Genomic DNA, 14,813 nt, shown 5'->3' with positions numbered 1-14,813 from the left:
GCAACCTGTGCATTATCGCACAATGCCGACCGGACATCCGTTCGCGGATGGTCCAAGACCGGCGCGGCTGCAGACGCAAAAACGCACGGGGCGAGCCGACGGCCCGCCCCGTGCCTTGCATTTGCCAACCCGGCCGGCGGCCGGAAGCCCGCGCCTACTTCTGCGCGTAGCGGCGGCGGAACTTGTCCACGCGGCCGCCCACGTCCAGCGTCTTCTGCTTGCCGGTGTAGAACGGGTGCGAGTGGCTGGAGATATCCACCTTGACCAGCGGGTACTCGTTGCCGTCCTCCCACTTGATGGTTTCCTTGGTCGCGATCGTCGAGCGCGTCAGGAACGCGAACTCGGACGACAGGTCCTGGAACACCACCGGGCGATAGTTCGGATGGATATCGGGCTTCATGGCGGACTCAAAGCGGTGGGTGAAAAGAGCGGCATTGTAGCGGGCGGGTGATGGCGGGGTCAACTTGCGTAGGAACGGGGAACGGGCTGCGATTCCCTCCGCCGGTCCTGCCGGGGGAGGGGCTGCCGGGAAGCCTTCTTCTGTTCCTGCCATGCCGCCGACCGGCTCAACCCGCCCCGAGCGCCCGCCGCACCATGGCGGCAAATCGCGCCTGGTCCACGTCCAGCACCACGTTGGCGTTGGCCGGGTGGCCCAGCCGGCCGGCCCAGTCCACCACGGTGGCGCCACGGGTGAGCCGCCCGTCCAGCTCCACCGCCACGTGGCGGCGTTCGCTGCGGGTGACGATGGACGGGTCGATCGCCACCGCCATCGCCAGCGCATCGGCCGCCACGATGCCGTGCCGGCCATGCCCGGCGTTGTAGGCGCGCGCGGTGCCGAACACCTGGCCGAAGAAGCCGGCGCGGCGGTCGCCGGCGGCCAGCCAGCGGTCGAACTCCGCCTCGTCGAAGGCGTGCCGCAGGGTGGCTTCCCAGTCGACCAAGTCGAACTCCGGGAAGCTCTCGAACACCACGTGCGCCGCCTCGGGGTCGAAGCCGACGTTGAACTCGGCCGGCACCTTGCCGGTGTTGCCGTGGCCGGTCACCGCGCCGCCCATCACCACCAGCCGCTTCACCCGCTGCGGCAGCGTCGGGTCCAGCCGCAGCGCCAGCGCCAGGTTGGTCAGCGGCGCCAGCGCCACCAGGGTCAGTTCGCCCGGCCGTTCGCGGGTGAGACGCAGCAGCGCCAGTGCCGCCGCCTCGTCCGCCGCCGGCACGGCGGGTTCGGGAAAGCCCACGTCGCCGAAGCCGTCCAGGCCGTGCACGAAGGCCGCGTCCTCGTCCGGGGCGCGCACCAGCGGCGACGGGCAGCCCGGGAACACTGGCGTGTCCGCGCCGAGCAGGTCGACCAGGGTGCGCGCGTTGCGCACGGTATGGCCCAGGCCGACGTTGCCGGCGGCGACGCTGAGGCCCGCCACGTCGGCATGGGCGTGGGCCATCAGGATGGCGAGGGCGTCGTCCACGCCGGGGTCGGTGTCGATCAGCAGGTGCGGCTTGCTCATGGTGCTCATGAATGGAGGGTTACCGGAATTGAAAAGTGCGGCCAAGGATGGCTGCCGTCTGATGTTCGATCATGGATGATCGCAAAAACTATGCCTGGGCGTAGCGCGCCGCGCCGCCGACCCAGCGCTGCATCAGCCGCGTCGCCTGTTCCGGATACTGCGCCAGCATGCGTTCGCCCACCTGCTGCACGGCCGGCAGCAGGTGCGCGTCCCGCGCCAGGTCGGCGATGCGGAAGGCGAGCTGGCCGGTCTGGCGCGTGCCCAGCACCTCGCCGGGGCCGCGCAGCTCCAGGTCCTTCTCGGCGATGCGGAAGCCGTCGTTGGTCTCGCGCATCACGGCCAGCCGCTCGCGCGCCAGCTGGCCCAGCGGCGGCTGGTACAGCAGCACGCAACTGGAGGCGACCGCGCCACGCCCGACCCGGCCGCGCAGCTGATGCAGCTGGGCTAGGCCCAGGCGCTCGCTGTTCTCGATCACCATCAGGCTGGCGTTGGGCACGTCCACGCCCACCTCGATTACCGTGGTGGCCACCAGCACGGCCAGCTCCCCGGTCTTGAAGGCGTCCATCACCGCCTGCTTCTCCTTCGGCTTCATGCGGCCGTGGATCAGCCCGACCCGGCAGCCTTCCAGCGCGGCGGACAGCTCGGCGTGCGCCACCTCGGCGGCCTGCGCGCGCAGTTGCTCCGACTCCTCGATCAGCGTGCACACCCAGTACGCCTGGCGGCCTTCCGCGCAGGCGGCGTGGATGCGTTCGATCACCTCCCCCCGGCGCGCATTGGAGACGGCGAGGGTCTGCACCGGCGTGCGCCCGGGCGGCAGCTCGTCGATGGAGGAGACGTCGAGGTCGGCGTAGGCGCTCATCGCCAGCGTGCGCGGGATCGGGGTGGCGGTGAGCACCAGTTGGTGCGGCACCCGTTCGCCGTCGCGTCCCTTGTCGCGCAGGGCCAGGCGCTGCTGCACGCCGAAGCGGTGCTGTTCGTCCACGATCACCAGGCCCAGCCGCGCGAAGGCCACGCCTTCCTGCATCAGCGCATGGGTGCCGACCACCACCGGCGCGGCACCCTCGGCCACGCGCGCCAGCGCGCGCTGGCGCGCCTTGCCGGCGACCTTGCCGGCCAGCCATTCCACCGCCACGCCGAGCGGTTCCAGCCAGTGGCGGAAGTTGTGCAGGTGCTGCTCGGCCAGCAGCTCGGTGGGCGCCACCAGCGCCACCTGGTGGCCGGCCTCCACCGCCGCCAGCGCGGCCAGCGCCGCGACCACGGTCTTGCCCGAGCCCACGTCGCCCTGCACCAGCCGCAGCATCGGCTTCGGGCAGGCCAGGTCGTCCAGTACCTCGTCGCCCACCCGCTGCTGCGCGGCGGTCAGGCGGAACGGCAGCGCGGCCAGCATGGCCCGGCGCAGCCGGCCGTCGCCGTCCAGCACGGGCGCGTGCCGGCGGCGCACCGCGGCGCGCATGCGCTTCAGGCCGATGTGCTGGGCCAGCAGTTCCTCGAAGGCCAGCCGCTGCTGGGCGGGGTGGCGGCCCTGCGCCAGTTGCGCCAGCGCCGCGTCGGGCGGCGGGCGGTGCACGTAGAGCAGCGCATCGCGCAGCGAAGCCAGGCCGTGCTCCGCACACAGCGCGGCGGGGATCAATTCCAGTTGCGTCGCCCCGGGCAACAGCGCCAGCGCCTTCGCCACGGTCCCGGCCAGGCGCTTCTGGCCCAGGCCCTCGGTGGCGGGGTAGACCGGGCTCAACCGGTCCTCCACCGCCACCGCCTCGTCGTCACCCAGGCGGCGGTACTGCGGATGCACCATCTCCAGCCCGTGCGCGCCCTGGCGCACCTCGCCGAAACAGAGCAGCCGCACGCCGGGGCGCAGCAGGTCCGCCTGCGCGCGATGGAAATGGAAGAAGCGCAGCAGCAGGGTCTGCCGCGACGCGTCGCCGATCGCCACCTTCAACTGCGGCCGATAGCGGAAGCCGCGCTCCACCGCCTCCACCGCGCCGACCACCTGGGCCGTCTCGCCGGGACGCAGGTCGGCGATCGCGGCGACGCGGGTGCGGTCCTCGTAGCGCAGCGGCAGGTGGAACCACAGGTCCTGCACCTGCTCCAGCCCCAGCTTCGCGAGCGCGTCGGCCAGTGCCGGGCCGACGCCCGGCAGCGCGCCGACCGGCGACAGGCCGGGGTCGGTGCGGGACGGGACGGTGGCGGGCGTGCTGCGGGCGGGCATGGAAGCCGAAGCGTAGCCCAGCGCGGCAGGCCGATGCAGCCCGCCGCCGTCGGCGCATGCCGCGCCGCACGGTCAGGCCGCGGCGCGGCGCATACGCAGACTCAGTCGAGCACCATGATCGCGTCGACTTCCACCTGCGCGCCCTTGGGCAGCGCGGAGACCTCGATGGTGGACCGCGCCGGGTACGGCGCCTGGAAATACTCGGCCATCACCGCGTTCACCGCGGCGAAGTTCGCCAGGTCGGTGACGTAGATGCCCACGCGCACGAACTGCGCCAGCGAACCGCCGGCCGCCTGCGCCACCGCCACCAGGTTGTCGAACACGCGCCGCGTCTGCATGGCGATGTCGCCTTCCACCAGGTGGCCGGTGGCCGGGTCGAGCGGGATCTGGCCGGAGAAGTACACCGTGCCGCCATGGCGCACGGCCTGCGAATACGGGCCGATCGCGGCGGGGGCCTGGTCGGTGGCGATGATCTGGCGGGACATGGCGGAACCTCGGTTGGAAAGAAGCGATTTTGGGGGCGCATTCCGTGCGCGAAAACCGCGGCACCGCGGCCCGGCCGGCTTCCGCGACGGAGCGCGCCCCTACAGCGGATAGCGGTAGACGCCGCTCACCACGCCGGTACGGCGCACGCGGCGCATCACGTCGGCCAGGTGCTTGCGGTTCTTCACCTCGATGGTGAACAGCAGCGTGGCGGCGGCGAGGTCGCGCTCGACGTATTCCACGTTCTCGATATTGGAGTCCGCCGCCGCGATCGCCGCGGCGATGGTCGCCAGCACGCCGGGGCGGTTGATCACCTCGATGCGCAGCTCGGCGCGGTAGTCGCCCTGCACGTCGCGGTCCCACTCGATCGCCACGCAGCGCTCCGGCGACTTGCGCAGCTCGACCACGTTCGGGCACTCGGTGCGGTGCACCACGATGCCCTTGCCCGAGGACAGGTAGCCGATGATCTCGTCGCCCGGCAGCGGGTGGCAGCAGTTGGCGAAACTGAGCACGCCGCGCTCGGCGCCGGTGATGCGGATCTTCTCGCTGGCGCGCGCGGCCGGCTTCGCCCCGCGCGAACGCTCGCCGCCGGAGGCCACCAGCTGTGCCGCCACCTGGTCGGGCATGCGGTTGCCCAGCGCCAGGTCGGCCAGCAGTTCCTCCAGCCGCTTGAACTTGGATTCCTGCAGGAAGCGGTCCAGCACCGCCGGCGGCACCACCTCCAGGCTGGTGCCCAGCGCGGCCAGCGCCCGGTCGAGCATGCGATGGCCGAAGTCCACCGCGTCCTCGTGCTGCAGGTGCTTGAGGTACTGGCGGATCGCGGTGCGCGCCTTGCCGGTCACCACGACCTCCAGCCAGGCCGGGTTCGGCACCGCCGAGGGCGCGGTGATGATCTCCACCAGCTGGCCGGACTCCAGCCGCGTGCGCAGCGGCAGCAGCTTCTTGTCCACGCGCGCGGCCACCGCGTGGTCGCCCACGTCGGTGTGCACCGCGTAGGCGAAGTCCAGCGCGGTGGCGTTGCGCGGCAGCGCCAGGATGTCGCCGCGCGGGGTGAACAGGTAGACCTCGTCGGGGAACAGGTCGATCTTGACGTTCTCGATGAACTCCGACGACGAGGTGGTGTGCACCGAGCTGTCGGCCAGCGAGGACAGCCATTCGCGCGCGCGCGCCTGGGCGCTGTTGGCCGGGCCGGAATCGGTCTTGTAGGCCCAGTGCGCGGCCACGCCGCTCTCGGCCACCGAATCCATCTCGGGGGTGCGGATCTGCACCTCGATCGGCGCGCCGAACGGCCCCAGCAGCACGGTGTGCAGCGATTGGTAGCCGTTCGCCTTGGGGATCGCGATGAAGTCCTTGAAGCGCCGGTCCACCGGCTTGTACAGCGCGTGCACCACGCCCAGCGCCATGTAGCAGCTCATCGCGCTCTCGACCACCACGCGGAAGCCGTACACGTCCATCAGCTGGGTGAAGCTCTTGTGCTCGCCGTGCATCTTGGAATAGATGCTCCACGGCGACTTGATGCGGCCGACCACCCGCGCGGCGAGGTGCTCGGCGGACAGCCGCGCGGACAGCGCCGCCTCGATCTTGCCCATCGCCTCGCGGCGGTTGCCCAGCGCGGCGCGGATGCGCTCGCTGATCACGCGGTAGCGGTCGGGATACAGCGCGCGGAAGCCCAGGTCCTGCAGCTCGGCCTTGAACTTGTTCATGCCCAGCCGCTGGGCGATCGGCGCGTAGATCTCCAGCGTCTCGCGCGCGATGCGGCGGCGCGAGGGCGCGTCCTTGGCGCCCAGCGTGCGCATGTTGTGCAGGCGGTCGGCCAGCTTGATCAGGATCACGCGCAGGTCGCGCGCCATCGCCAGCAGCATCTTGCGGAAGCTTTCCGCGTCGGCCTCCTGGCGGCTGGAGAAGCGCATCTTGTCCAGCTTGGTGACGCCGTCGACCAGCTCGGCCACGGTCTCGCCGAACTCGCTGGACAATGCGCTGCGGCTGAGCGCGGTGTCCTCCAGCGTGTCGTGCAGGATCGCCGCGATGATGGTCTCGGCATCGAGGCCCAGCTCGGCCAGGATGCCGGCCACGGCGACCGGGTGGGTGATGTACGGTTCGCCGCTCTTGCGCGCCTGCCCCTCGTGCGCGTGCGCGCCCACCTCGTAGGCGCGCAGCACGCGCGCGACCTGGGCCTCGGGGAGGTAACCGAGGCGTTCCTTCAGCGCCAGCACGTAGGGGGGCAGCACGGACGGATCCACGGATGCGGGATGCGCGGCCGCCGGCATGGGAACGCGAGGCCCGCTCAGGCGCCCGCTCCGCGGCATGGGCGGCGCTGACGGGAGGCGCCCGCGAACGGGGCGCGCTCAGGCTTGCCGGCATGGCCGGCGGTGCGACGGCGCCATCGACAGCCGCCGCCCTCCATCAGTCGTCGCCGCCCTTGGAAAGGTCGTCGTCCACCTCGGCCGCGGCCCATTCCAGCGCCTCGCGCTCGGCGCGCTCGCGTTCGGCCTTGTCGATCTCGTCGATGGTGGCCTGGTCGATGCGGCGGTCGGCGATCTCGCGCAGGGCCAGCACGGTGGGCTTGTCGTGGTCCGGGTTGACGGCCGGCTCGGCGCCCTTGGAGAGCTGGCGGGCGCGCTTGGTCGCCATCAGGACCAGCTCGAATCGGTTGTCGACCACCTCGAGGCAGTCTTCCACGGTAATGCGTGCCATGTGAAATCCTTAAGGGATAAAGCGACTTATATGGGCCGACAGTGTAGCCAGAGGCCGCTTGGCTGGCAATGCGAGGCCCCGTATCATGGGCGGTCGCCCGCCATCCCCCGGGGCGGACGCGACGCCGGTCGTGCAGAATACAGAACCAGCAAGTACAATTTTCATCTCCCCTCCCGCAGCGGACGCCCCTGCCGATGCCCTCCCCGCCCCGTTTCCGATTCGCCCGCCGCGCCGCCGTCGCGCTGGCCGTGCTGTTGCTGGCCGGCTGCGCGGTGGCGCCGCCGCGCACCGACGACCCGCTGCAGAAGTTCAACCGCAAGGTCTACACCTTCAACGACACCATGGACAAGGCGGTGATCCGCCCGGTCGCCGTGGGCTACCGCAAGGTGACCAACCCGCCGGTGCGGCGCTCGGTGAGCAACTTCTTCACCAACCTGCGCATGCCGATCACCGTGGCCAACGACCTGCTGCAGGCGCGGCCGAGGCAGGCGCTGGAAGGCACCGGCCGCTTCCTGGTCAACCTGACCCTGGGCATCGGCGGCATCTTCGACCCGGCCACGGCGATGGGGATCCCCGACGACGACACCGACTTCGGCATCACCCTGGCGCGCTGGGGTGTGCCGGACGGCGACTTCCTGATGCTGCCGTTCGTGGGCCCCACCACCATGCGCGACGTGTGGCGACTGCCGGTGGACAGCTATTTCTTCGACCCGCTCGGCTACCTGACCCGCAACCACAAGTTCCACCACGGCCTGTACTACACGCCCGGCCTGCTCTACCTGGTCACGCTGCGCGCCCAGGCGATCGATGCGGAAGGCTTCCTGCAGTCCGCCTACGATCCATACGCCTTCATGCGCGACGCCTATCGCCAGCACCGCCTGTACAAGCTGTACGACGGCAACCCGCCGGCCGGCGTGATCGAGCGCATGCAGGGCCTGGACCAGCAGGGCTTCGACCCCGACCAGCTGCTGGACGAGCAGCACCAGTGGGAGCAGCGGCACGACTCCGGCACCCCGCCCGCCAAGCCGCAGGGGCACGGCTGACCGCTGCCGGCCAACCTTGTCGTCGGCATGAAAAACGGGGCCACGGGCCCCGTTTTTCGTATCCGGCGATCGTCAACCAGGCTCAGGCCAGCATCGGCTCCACGCCGCACACCCGGGCCAGCGCGCGCAGGCCCGCGGGCGCGTTCAGCACGCGCACCGCCCGGCCGTGGCGCGCTGCCTCGGCCAGTACGGCCAGCACGCAGGCCAGCCCGGCGCTGTCGCAGGCGGACACGCCCGCCAGGTCGAGCTGGTGCCTGCCGCCCGCCAGTGCCGCGTTCAACTCGCCCAACGCCGCCGCCGCGGTGGCGAAGCTGAGCGTGCCGGACACCGCCACGGTACCCGGCTCGCCGCCGTCCAGCCGGAAGGACGCCTGCGCCATCGCGGTCAGTGCCCCTTGCCGTCCTGCTGTTCCATCGACTTCAGCGCCTGCGCGCCCTGGGTCTCGAGGTTCTTGATCAGCTGGTCCAGGCCGACCTTGCGGATCTCCGCGTCGACCTGGTTGCGGTAGTTGGTGATGTAGGAAATGCCCTCGATGATCACGTCGTAGGCCTTCCAGTCGCCGCTGCGCGACTTGCGGAAGGCGTAGTCCACCGACACCGTCTTGCCGTCGCCCATCACCACCTGGGTGCGCACCACGGTGCGCTTGTCGTTGAGGTCGCCGTTGAACGGCAGCACCTTCACCGCGCCCTGGGTGTAGTTGAGCAGGCCTTCCGCGTAGCGGTGGGTGATCGACTCGTAGAACGCCTTGGCGAAGCGCGCGCGCTGTTCCGGCGTGGCCTCGCGGGCATGCTGGCCCAGCACCAGGATCGAGGCGTAGTCCACGTCGAAGTGCGGCAGGAAGACCTCGTTGATGACCGAGATCAGCTTTTCCTTGTTCTTCGCCAGCTCGGCCTTGTGGCCGGCCACGGCGGTGTCGAGCTGGTGGGCGATCTCCTGCACCACCTGCACCGGCGTCTGCGCCGCGGCGGGCGCCTGGATGGAGGTCTGGGCGAAGGCGGGGGCGACGACGGCGCCGCCCAGGGCGAAGGCGACGGCGAGAACCAGGCTGCTGCGCAACATGGGGAACTCCTTGTGTGTCTCGGGGAGCCGGCTCAGTGCTTGCCGGCGGGAGTGGACGACGCGTCCTTGGACTTGTCGCCGTTGGTACCGTTGACCAGGAACTTGCCGATCAGGTCCTCCAGCTGCATCGCCGACTGGGTGAGGATCAGCTCGTCGCCGTCCTTCAGCATGTCGGGCGAGCCGCCGGGCTGGATCGCAACGTACTGGCTGCCGATCAAACCGCTGGTGAACACCGCGGCGGCCGAATCGTCGGGGATCTGGTCGTACTTTTTGTCGATCGCCAGGGTCACCAGCGCGTCCAGCTTGGTCGGGTCGGCCTGCACCGAGGCGACCTGGCCGATCGCCACGCCGGCCATCTTCACCGGCGCGCCCACCGACAGCGTGCCGACGTTGCTGAAGCGCGCCTTCACCTGGTAGGTGCCGCCGATGTTGTCGGCCGCGCCGCCGGCGCCGAAGAACTTGCCGAGCATCTCCTCCAGCGGCTGGCTGGAACGGGTCAGCGCCAGCCTGCCGCCGTCGACCACGTATTTCTTGGCGTGGCCGTACTCGATGCCCACGTACTGGTCGCCGAGCAGGCCGCTGGTGAAGATCGTCGCCACCGAATCGGCCGGGATGGTGCCGTAGCGCCTGTCGATCGACAGCTTCACGTCGGCCACCGGCTTGCCCGGCTCCAGCGCGATCGATTGCACCTGCCCCACGCGCACGCCCGCCACCTTCACCGGCGCGCGCTCCTTCAGCTGGCCGATGTTCTCGAACTGCGCGTCGACGGTATAGCTGGCGCCCTGGTGGCGGTTCGCCACCGAGCTGGTCTGGGTCGCCAGGTAGGCCAGCGCGGCGAAGCCGAGCACGATGAACAGGCCGGTGCCGACGGCATAGAACTTTCTCTGGCTCACGGCAGCATCCTCAACGGGAATCGGGTCATCATCGGAACAATCACATCAGGAACGCGGTCAGCACGAAGTCCAGCGCCAGGATGGCGATGGACGAGGCGACCACCGTGCGGGTGGTGGCGTAGGCCACGCCCTCGCTGGTCGGCGGCGTGGTGTAGCCCTGGAACACCGCGATCAGCGAGACCACCGCGCCGAACACCAGGCTCTTCCAGACCACGCCGTTGACGATGTCCTGCCACACGTCCACGGTGGCGGTCATGTTCGACCAGAAGGTGCCGTTGTCGATGCCCAGCCAGCTCACCCCGACCAGGTGCCCGCCGAAGATGCCCAGCGCGCAGAACACGCAGCACAGCAGCGGCATCGCGATCAGCCCGGCGAGGAAGCGCGGCGCCGCCACGTAGGCCAGCGGGTCCACCGCCATCAGCTCCATCGCGGCGATCTGGTCGGTGGCGCGCATCAGGCCGATCTCCGCGGTGATCGCGGTGCCGGCGCGGCCGGCGAACAGCAGCGCGGTGACCACCGGCCCCAGCTCGCGGTAGATCGCGATCGCCACCACCGTGCCGGTGGCCGCGGTGCCGCCGAAGATCGACAGCACGTGGTACAGCTGCAACCCCAGCACCATGCCCACGAACAGGCCGCAGACCATGATGATGGTGAGGCTCATCGCGCCGACGAACCACAGCTGGCGCACCGTCTCGCGCGCATGCCGCAGGCTGCGCGGGATCGCCGCCAGCACGCGCAGCAGGAACAGGCCGCAGTCGCCGATCTGCTCCAGCGAGCGTGCCACGATGTTGTCGTTGCCGGCGCGCGCGTTCATCCCCTGCTCCGCTTGAAGCCCAGCGCCTCGGCATAGTCGCCGGCCGGGTACTGGAACGGCACCGGGCCGTCCGCCTCGCCGCCGAAGAACTGCCGCGTCCACGGCGAGCCGTCGTCGGCGATGGTCTTCGGATCGCCCTGCGCCACCACCTTGCCGTTGGCGATCAGGTAGATGTGGTCGGCCACCTGCTTGATCGCCTCCAGTTCGTGCGCCACCAGCACGCTGGTGATGCCCAGCGTCTCGTTGAGCGTGCGGATCAGCTTCAGCACCTGGTTCAGCGCGATCGGGTCCAGGCCCACGAAGGGCTCGTCGTACAGGATCAGCATCGGGTCGAACACGATCGCCCGCGCCAGCGCCACGCGCCGCGCCATGCCGCCGGACAGCTCGCTGGGCATCAGCGCGGCCGCGCCGCGCAGGCCCACCGCCTGCAACTTGGTCAGCACGATGTTGCGGATCAGCACCTCGGGCAGCTTCGTGTGCTGGCGCAGCGGGAAGGCCACGTTCTCGAACACGTCGAAGTCGGTCAGCAGGGCCGAGTTCTGGAACAGGTAGCCGATGCGCTCGCGCAGCGTGTAGAGCGCTTCGCGGTCGAGCCTGGGCACGTCCCGGCCGTCCACCCACACCTCGCCGGCGTCGCCGTACATCTGCCCGGTGATGTGCTTGAGCAGGGTGGTCTTGCCGGTGCCGCTGGGGCCCATGATGGCGGTGACCTTGCCGCGCGGGATGTCCAGGTCCAGCGCGTCGAACACCTTCTTCCCGTTGAGCACCGTGGTCAGGCCACGGATGCGCACCAGGACGCGATCGTCGGGCGTGGCCTGATTGGGCATGGCAGGCTCGGTCATGAACTGGCGGGTACAGGAAAAGCGTGAACGTTAGCCGAAGATCGGCCCGAAGGCCATCCACGGCGCCCCCGGCTCATTCAGCCGCCAGCAGCTCGGCGATCAGCGCCTCGTACCGCCGCCACTGCAGCGCGGTGCGCAGGCGCACCGCGCGCACGATCGCCTGCAGGTCGTCCAGCGCGGTCTCGAAGCGGTCGTTGACGATGATGTAGTCGAACTCGTGCGCGTGGGCGATCTCGCCGCGCGAGTTGCGCAGGCGGCGCTCGATCACCTCCGGCGCGTCCGAGCCGCGCCCGCGCAGGCGGCGCTCCAGTTCGGCGCGCGAGGGCGGCAGGATGAACACGCTGACGCAGTCGGGCTTGCTGGCGCGGATCTGCGCCGCGCCCTGCCAGTCGATCTCCAGCAGCACGTCGCGCCCCTGCGCCAGCAGCTCCTGCACCGTGGTGCGCGAGGTGCCGTACAGGTTGCCGTGCACTTCGGCATGCTCGAGGAAGACGCCCTCGGCGACCTCGCGCTCGAACTCCGCGCGCTCCACGAAGTAATAGTGCCGCCCGTACTGCTCGCCCGGCCGCGGCGGCCGGGTGGTGTGCGACACCGACAGCGAGATCGCCGGCTCGCGCTCCAGCAGCGCGTTGACCAGGGTGGACTTGCCGGCGCCCGAGGGGGCGGCGACCACGAACAAAGTGCCCGACATCGGCATGCTCATGCGGCGTGGCGCCCGGAGCAGGCAGGGCAACGGGGGATGATGGCAAGGCCGTTCATCGACCAAGTATAACGGCATGGCCGATCGCGGTCAGAGCCTGACGCATCGCGCGGGCAGCGAGCAGCCGGATCAGTCATCTCCGGGAATCACCACCGGGCCGCGCAGGCCGCCGCCGTAGATGCTGCTCACCTCGGGAACCTGACTCCGTTTCTGGCCCCATTCCTGGGCCCCGTTCCTGCTCGTGGAGAAATCTCAGACTCTGACCCCAGCTTCCGTTTGCGAAGATCGCGGTGGAAGGGAGAGCAAGCGAATCCGACTCCGTTTCTTTGCATCGCGGCCATGGGCTTTCATGATGACGCACCCGCATCATCGTCGCCATCGGATGGATCAACAAGGCTGGCACTCCAGCCTGCGATTCCACCGTAGTGCCAGAAAGCACCATGCACGTTCATGTCGATAAGTTCCATATGGCCAACTTTTGCCTTGTGATGCCAAGTCAAACTGTTCTCTCTGTGTATACCGTGGCCTTCATCACCGTGTGCGAAATGCGCCGACCTAGCGCCGGTTCTAATGACAGTGTCGCTTAAGCCTTCAGCATGGCCGTATTTTTTCGACAGATCATGATCCGCCACTGGGGCATACAGGCTTCCAGGGTTTTCGGCGTCCGAGTGCTCGGAAGGAATCGTGATACCGCTGGGGACGCTGTTCGTTCCGACGAATGTATCAATATTGTCACCGTTCATTGGAAATCGAAATACGCCCTTGTTGCCATTTTTCGGCTTGATGATCTTCGTAGCTGTCCACCCACTCTCCTTCGATCGCAACTCGGCAAGTGCCGCATCCTTTTTCATCATCACTACGGCATGCTCTCCACTCGGAGAGTTTGGCATTGCAACACCTGACTTGCCGCCCGAGATTGGATTACCGTCAACGCCATCGCAAGCCACGGCCTGCGCCGTCACGCGTGGACTATGCTGGATCGAGTCCACCATTCTGCGCTGTGCCACAACTTGGGCGCTGCCATTCGCTTTGTCCGAAAGTTGCGCAATCCGGTCGCTCTGCAGTGATTCGAGCGCCATGCCGCCACCCTGGCTCGCGGCCGGCAAGCCGTGCACTTGGCTGTGTTCCGCTTCAGCTTTTTGCATGACTTTCCCCAATATCTGCCACTTGGCAAGCCACTACAAGTCTATTTTGTTGAAAATCCGCATGCTGTTTGCATACATCGCCACACAATCACACCAACTTGATCCACCAGACGCCGCTACCGTGGTCTTTCACGCCCTGGTGAAATGTATTCTCATGCTCGCGCCATAAGGGATAGGTCTCTTCCACGTCGTCCATGTTCCTGCTGTTACCCTGATTGAAGGCCGGGTTTTGCGGAAAGACCCAATCGTTGTCATCGCCGAGACCGCCATTTTGACGCCCCAACTTATGCCCGGCATCCCACAGGCTGCCTGATTTATAGGAGTAATCCGCCTCTGAATTATCAACTTCATATGCATTTTTGTTTATCGTAACTTTGTATTTTGCTTTGATAGCACTCTTATCCGCCCCGTAGTCGAAAAGGACAGAGCTTGGCTTGTAGGTACCTGGACTGTTGACGTATTCGCGGGTGCCTTTGCTGGTTCCGGTCCCAGTGTTAAGATCGCTTTTGAGCACTGTGAAAAGGTCTCCTCCACCCCACGACTCCTTCTTGGGCCGCCTTTGCACAAGCTTGTCTGCGCTATCCACCATGGGCCCTCCCATCGAGCTTTTCTTGAAAGAGCTCATCAGGCGCTTGCGGGTATCCGCCTCCGGCAGTTGCTCGAGAGGAACCTCCCTGCGAACCTCGCCTTCAAGTCTCTGCACGGGCGCCGCCAACGACGCTTCTTTTTCCGGCTTTCGCATGACAGCCTGGCCACCGCCTTGCGCGCGAAGGCCCATCACATCGGCCTCACGCTCCAGGCGCTGATCGTCGTTGATCGACACGCCATCCTTCATCTGCTTCGTTGGTTTTACTCGCCCCTGCCGCTGCTGCACCACATGCCAGGCCTCGTGCGCCAGGTGCTTCTCCTGCCCCGGCCCCAGATGAATTTGGTTGCCCTGGGCATAGGCAAGCGCGTTCAACTGCGCCGGCTGGGCCGAATTGCGATGCACCACGACGTCGCCCATGTCCATGCCTGACAAAGCTTCGATGCCGGCTCGCAGCTGCTGCGGCAAACCATTGGGATTCCGCCGAGCCGGCGCAGCGTGCAACTGCGCCAGTCGCTCTCCTTGCACGAGTTGCCGCGTGCTGGCATCGACCCGCTTTTGCAGTGAATGAGGATGTGACTGTGCGACAGCGGCCGGCTCTGCAGTCCGAGCGCACCTGGCGTCGTGCTGAACCAATGCAGCCATGTCCATGCGGCGATCTCCTGACGGATTGAAGGAGGTTCACTGGGGATAAACCGTATTCCCAGACTTGGTGATGCGGCTGTAATGTCCTGCCCGGGCTGGCTATAAGAGCCTGTTCACGATCTCCAGACACCTCGCGTTGGCCTCGCATGGCCGCCATGCGAGGCCAATCCGGAGGGCCGGGTCTGTTTGCGCGCAGGCCGGTGT

At 68.2% G+C, this 14,813-nt stretch carries 15 protein-coding genes; 1 reads left to right on the top strand and 14 read right to left on the bottom strand.

What is annotated here, in order from left to right:
• Positions 1-154: 154 nt before the first annotated feature.
• The 6 genes from QMK61_RS09550 to rpoZ form a co-directional block, all read right to left on the bottom strand.
• Positions 155-400 (bottom strand): type B 50S ribosomal protein L31, encoded by a 246-nt coding sequence (locus QMK61_RS09550; RefSeq protein WP_302071970.1) that lies wholly within the window; start codon positions 398-400, stop codon positions 155-157.
• A gap of 166 nt (positions 401-566) precedes the next feature.
• On the bottom strand, positions 567-1,499 hold the full coding sequence (locus QMK61_RS09545; protein WP_302071969.1) for a nucleoside hydrolase: 933 nt from the start codon (positions 1,497-1,499) through the stop codon (positions 567-569).
• Positions 1,500-1,587: 88 nt separating this feature from the next.
• Entirely contained in the window at positions 1,588-3,705 is a 2,118-nt protein-coding gene (gene recG, locus QMK61_RS09540; protein ID WP_302071968.1) for an ATP-dependent DNA helicase RecG, read from the bottom strand.
• Between the two features lie 101 nt (positions 3,706-3,806).
• Positions 3,807-4,190, bottom strand: coding sequence for a RidA family protein (locus QMK61_RS09535; protein ID WP_302071967.1), 384 nt, complete (start codon positions 4,188-4,190; stop codon positions 3,807-3,809).
• A gap of 99 nt (positions 4,191-4,289) precedes the next feature.
• Positions 4,290-6,455 carry a bifunctional (p)ppGpp synthetase/guanosine-3',5'-bis(diphosphate) 3'-pyrophosphohydrolase gene (locus QMK61_RS09530; protein ID WP_302071966.1) on the bottom strand — a complete coding sequence of 722 codons (2,166 nt, stop codon included), beginning with the start codon at positions 6,453-6,455 and terminating at the stop codon, positions 4,290-4,292.
• A 136-nt stretch (positions 6,456-6,591) separates the two neighbouring features.
• Positions 6,592-6,882, bottom strand: a complete 291-nt coding sequence (rpoZ, locus tag QMK61_RS09525; protein ID WP_090449213.1) for a DNA-directed RNA polymerase subunit omega — start codon at positions 6,880-6,882, stop codon at positions 6,592-6,594.
• Positions 6,883-7,076: 194 nt separating this feature from the next.
• Between rpoZ and QMK61_RS09520 the strand changes: the two genes are divergently transcribed.
• The gene (locus QMK61_RS09520; RefSeq protein WP_302071965.1) at positions 7,077-7,925 is read left to right on the top strand and encodes a VacJ family lipoprotein; all 849 of its coding nucleotides are present in this window, start codon (positions 7,077-7,079) and stop codon (positions 7,923-7,925) included.
• An 82-nt stretch (positions 7,926-8,007) separates the two neighbouring features.
• On the opposite strand, the gene QMK61_RS09515 is transcribed toward QMK61_RS09520, so the two are convergent.
• The 8 genes from QMK61_RS09515 to QMK61_RS09480 form a co-directional block, all read right to left on the bottom strand.
• Positions 8,008-8,304, bottom strand: a complete 297-nt coding sequence (locus QMK61_RS09515) for an STAS domain-containing protein (RefSeq protein ID WP_302071964.1) — start codon at positions 8,302-8,304, stop codon at positions 8,008-8,010.
• Positions 8,305-8,309: 5 nt separating this feature from the next.
• Entirely contained in the window at positions 8,310-8,984 is a 675-nt protein-coding gene (locus QMK61_RS09510; RefSeq protein WP_302071963.1) for an ABC transporter substrate-binding protein, read from the bottom strand.
• A gap of 32 nt (positions 8,985-9,016) precedes the next feature.
• The gene (gene mlaD, locus QMK61_RS09505; RefSeq protein WP_302071962.1) at positions 9,017-9,877 is read right to left on the bottom strand and encodes an outer membrane lipid asymmetry maintenance protein MlaD; all 861 of its coding nucleotides are present in this window, start codon (positions 9,875-9,877) and stop codon (positions 9,017-9,019) included.
• 40 nt (positions 9,878-9,917) lie between these two features.
• Complete coding sequence (mlaE, locus tag QMK61_RS09500) at positions 9,918-10,691, bottom strand: lipid asymmetry maintenance ABC transporter permease subunit MlaE (protein WP_302071961.1); 774 nt, start codon at positions 10,689-10,691, stop codon at positions 9,918-9,920.
• Complete coding sequence (locus tag QMK61_RS09495) at positions 10,688-11,518, bottom strand: ABC transporter ATP-binding protein (protein WP_302071960.1); 831 nt, start codon at positions 11,516-11,518, stop codon at positions 10,688-10,690. Before QMK61_RS09495 ends, mlaE begins: the two co-directional genes overlap by 4 nt.
• Before the next feature lie 88 nt (positions 11,519-11,606).
• The gene (gene gmk / locus QMK61_RS09490) at positions 11,607-12,236 is read right to left on the bottom strand and encodes a guanylate kinase (protein WP_302071959.1); all 630 of its coding nucleotides are present in this window, start codon (positions 12,234-12,236) and stop codon (positions 11,607-11,609) included.
• A 344-nt stretch (positions 12,237-12,580) separates the two neighbouring features.
• Positions 12,581-13,378: an HNH endonuclease gene (locus QMK61_RS09485; protein WP_302071958.1), complete on the bottom strand. Its 798-nt coding sequence runs from the start codon at positions 13,376-13,378 to the stop codon at positions 12,581-12,583.
• A gap of 88 nt (positions 13,379-13,466) precedes the next feature.
• A complete protein-coding gene (locus QMK61_RS09480; RefSeq protein ID WP_302071957.1) occupies positions 13,467-14,615 on the bottom strand; it encodes a DUF4157 domain-containing protein in 1,149 nt (382 codons plus the stop codon).
• Positions 14,616-14,813 lie beyond the last annotated feature (198 nt).

The sequence above is a fragment of the Fulvimonas sp. R45 genome, from assembly GCF_030504985.1.
Taxonomy (GTDB): Bacteria; Pseudomonadota; Gammaproteobacteria; order Xanthomonadales; family Rhodanobacteraceae; genus Rhodanobacter_A.
The sequence above is the reverse complement of the archived record's forward strand: the minus strand, read 5'-3'. Positions and strand labels throughout refer to the sequence as shown.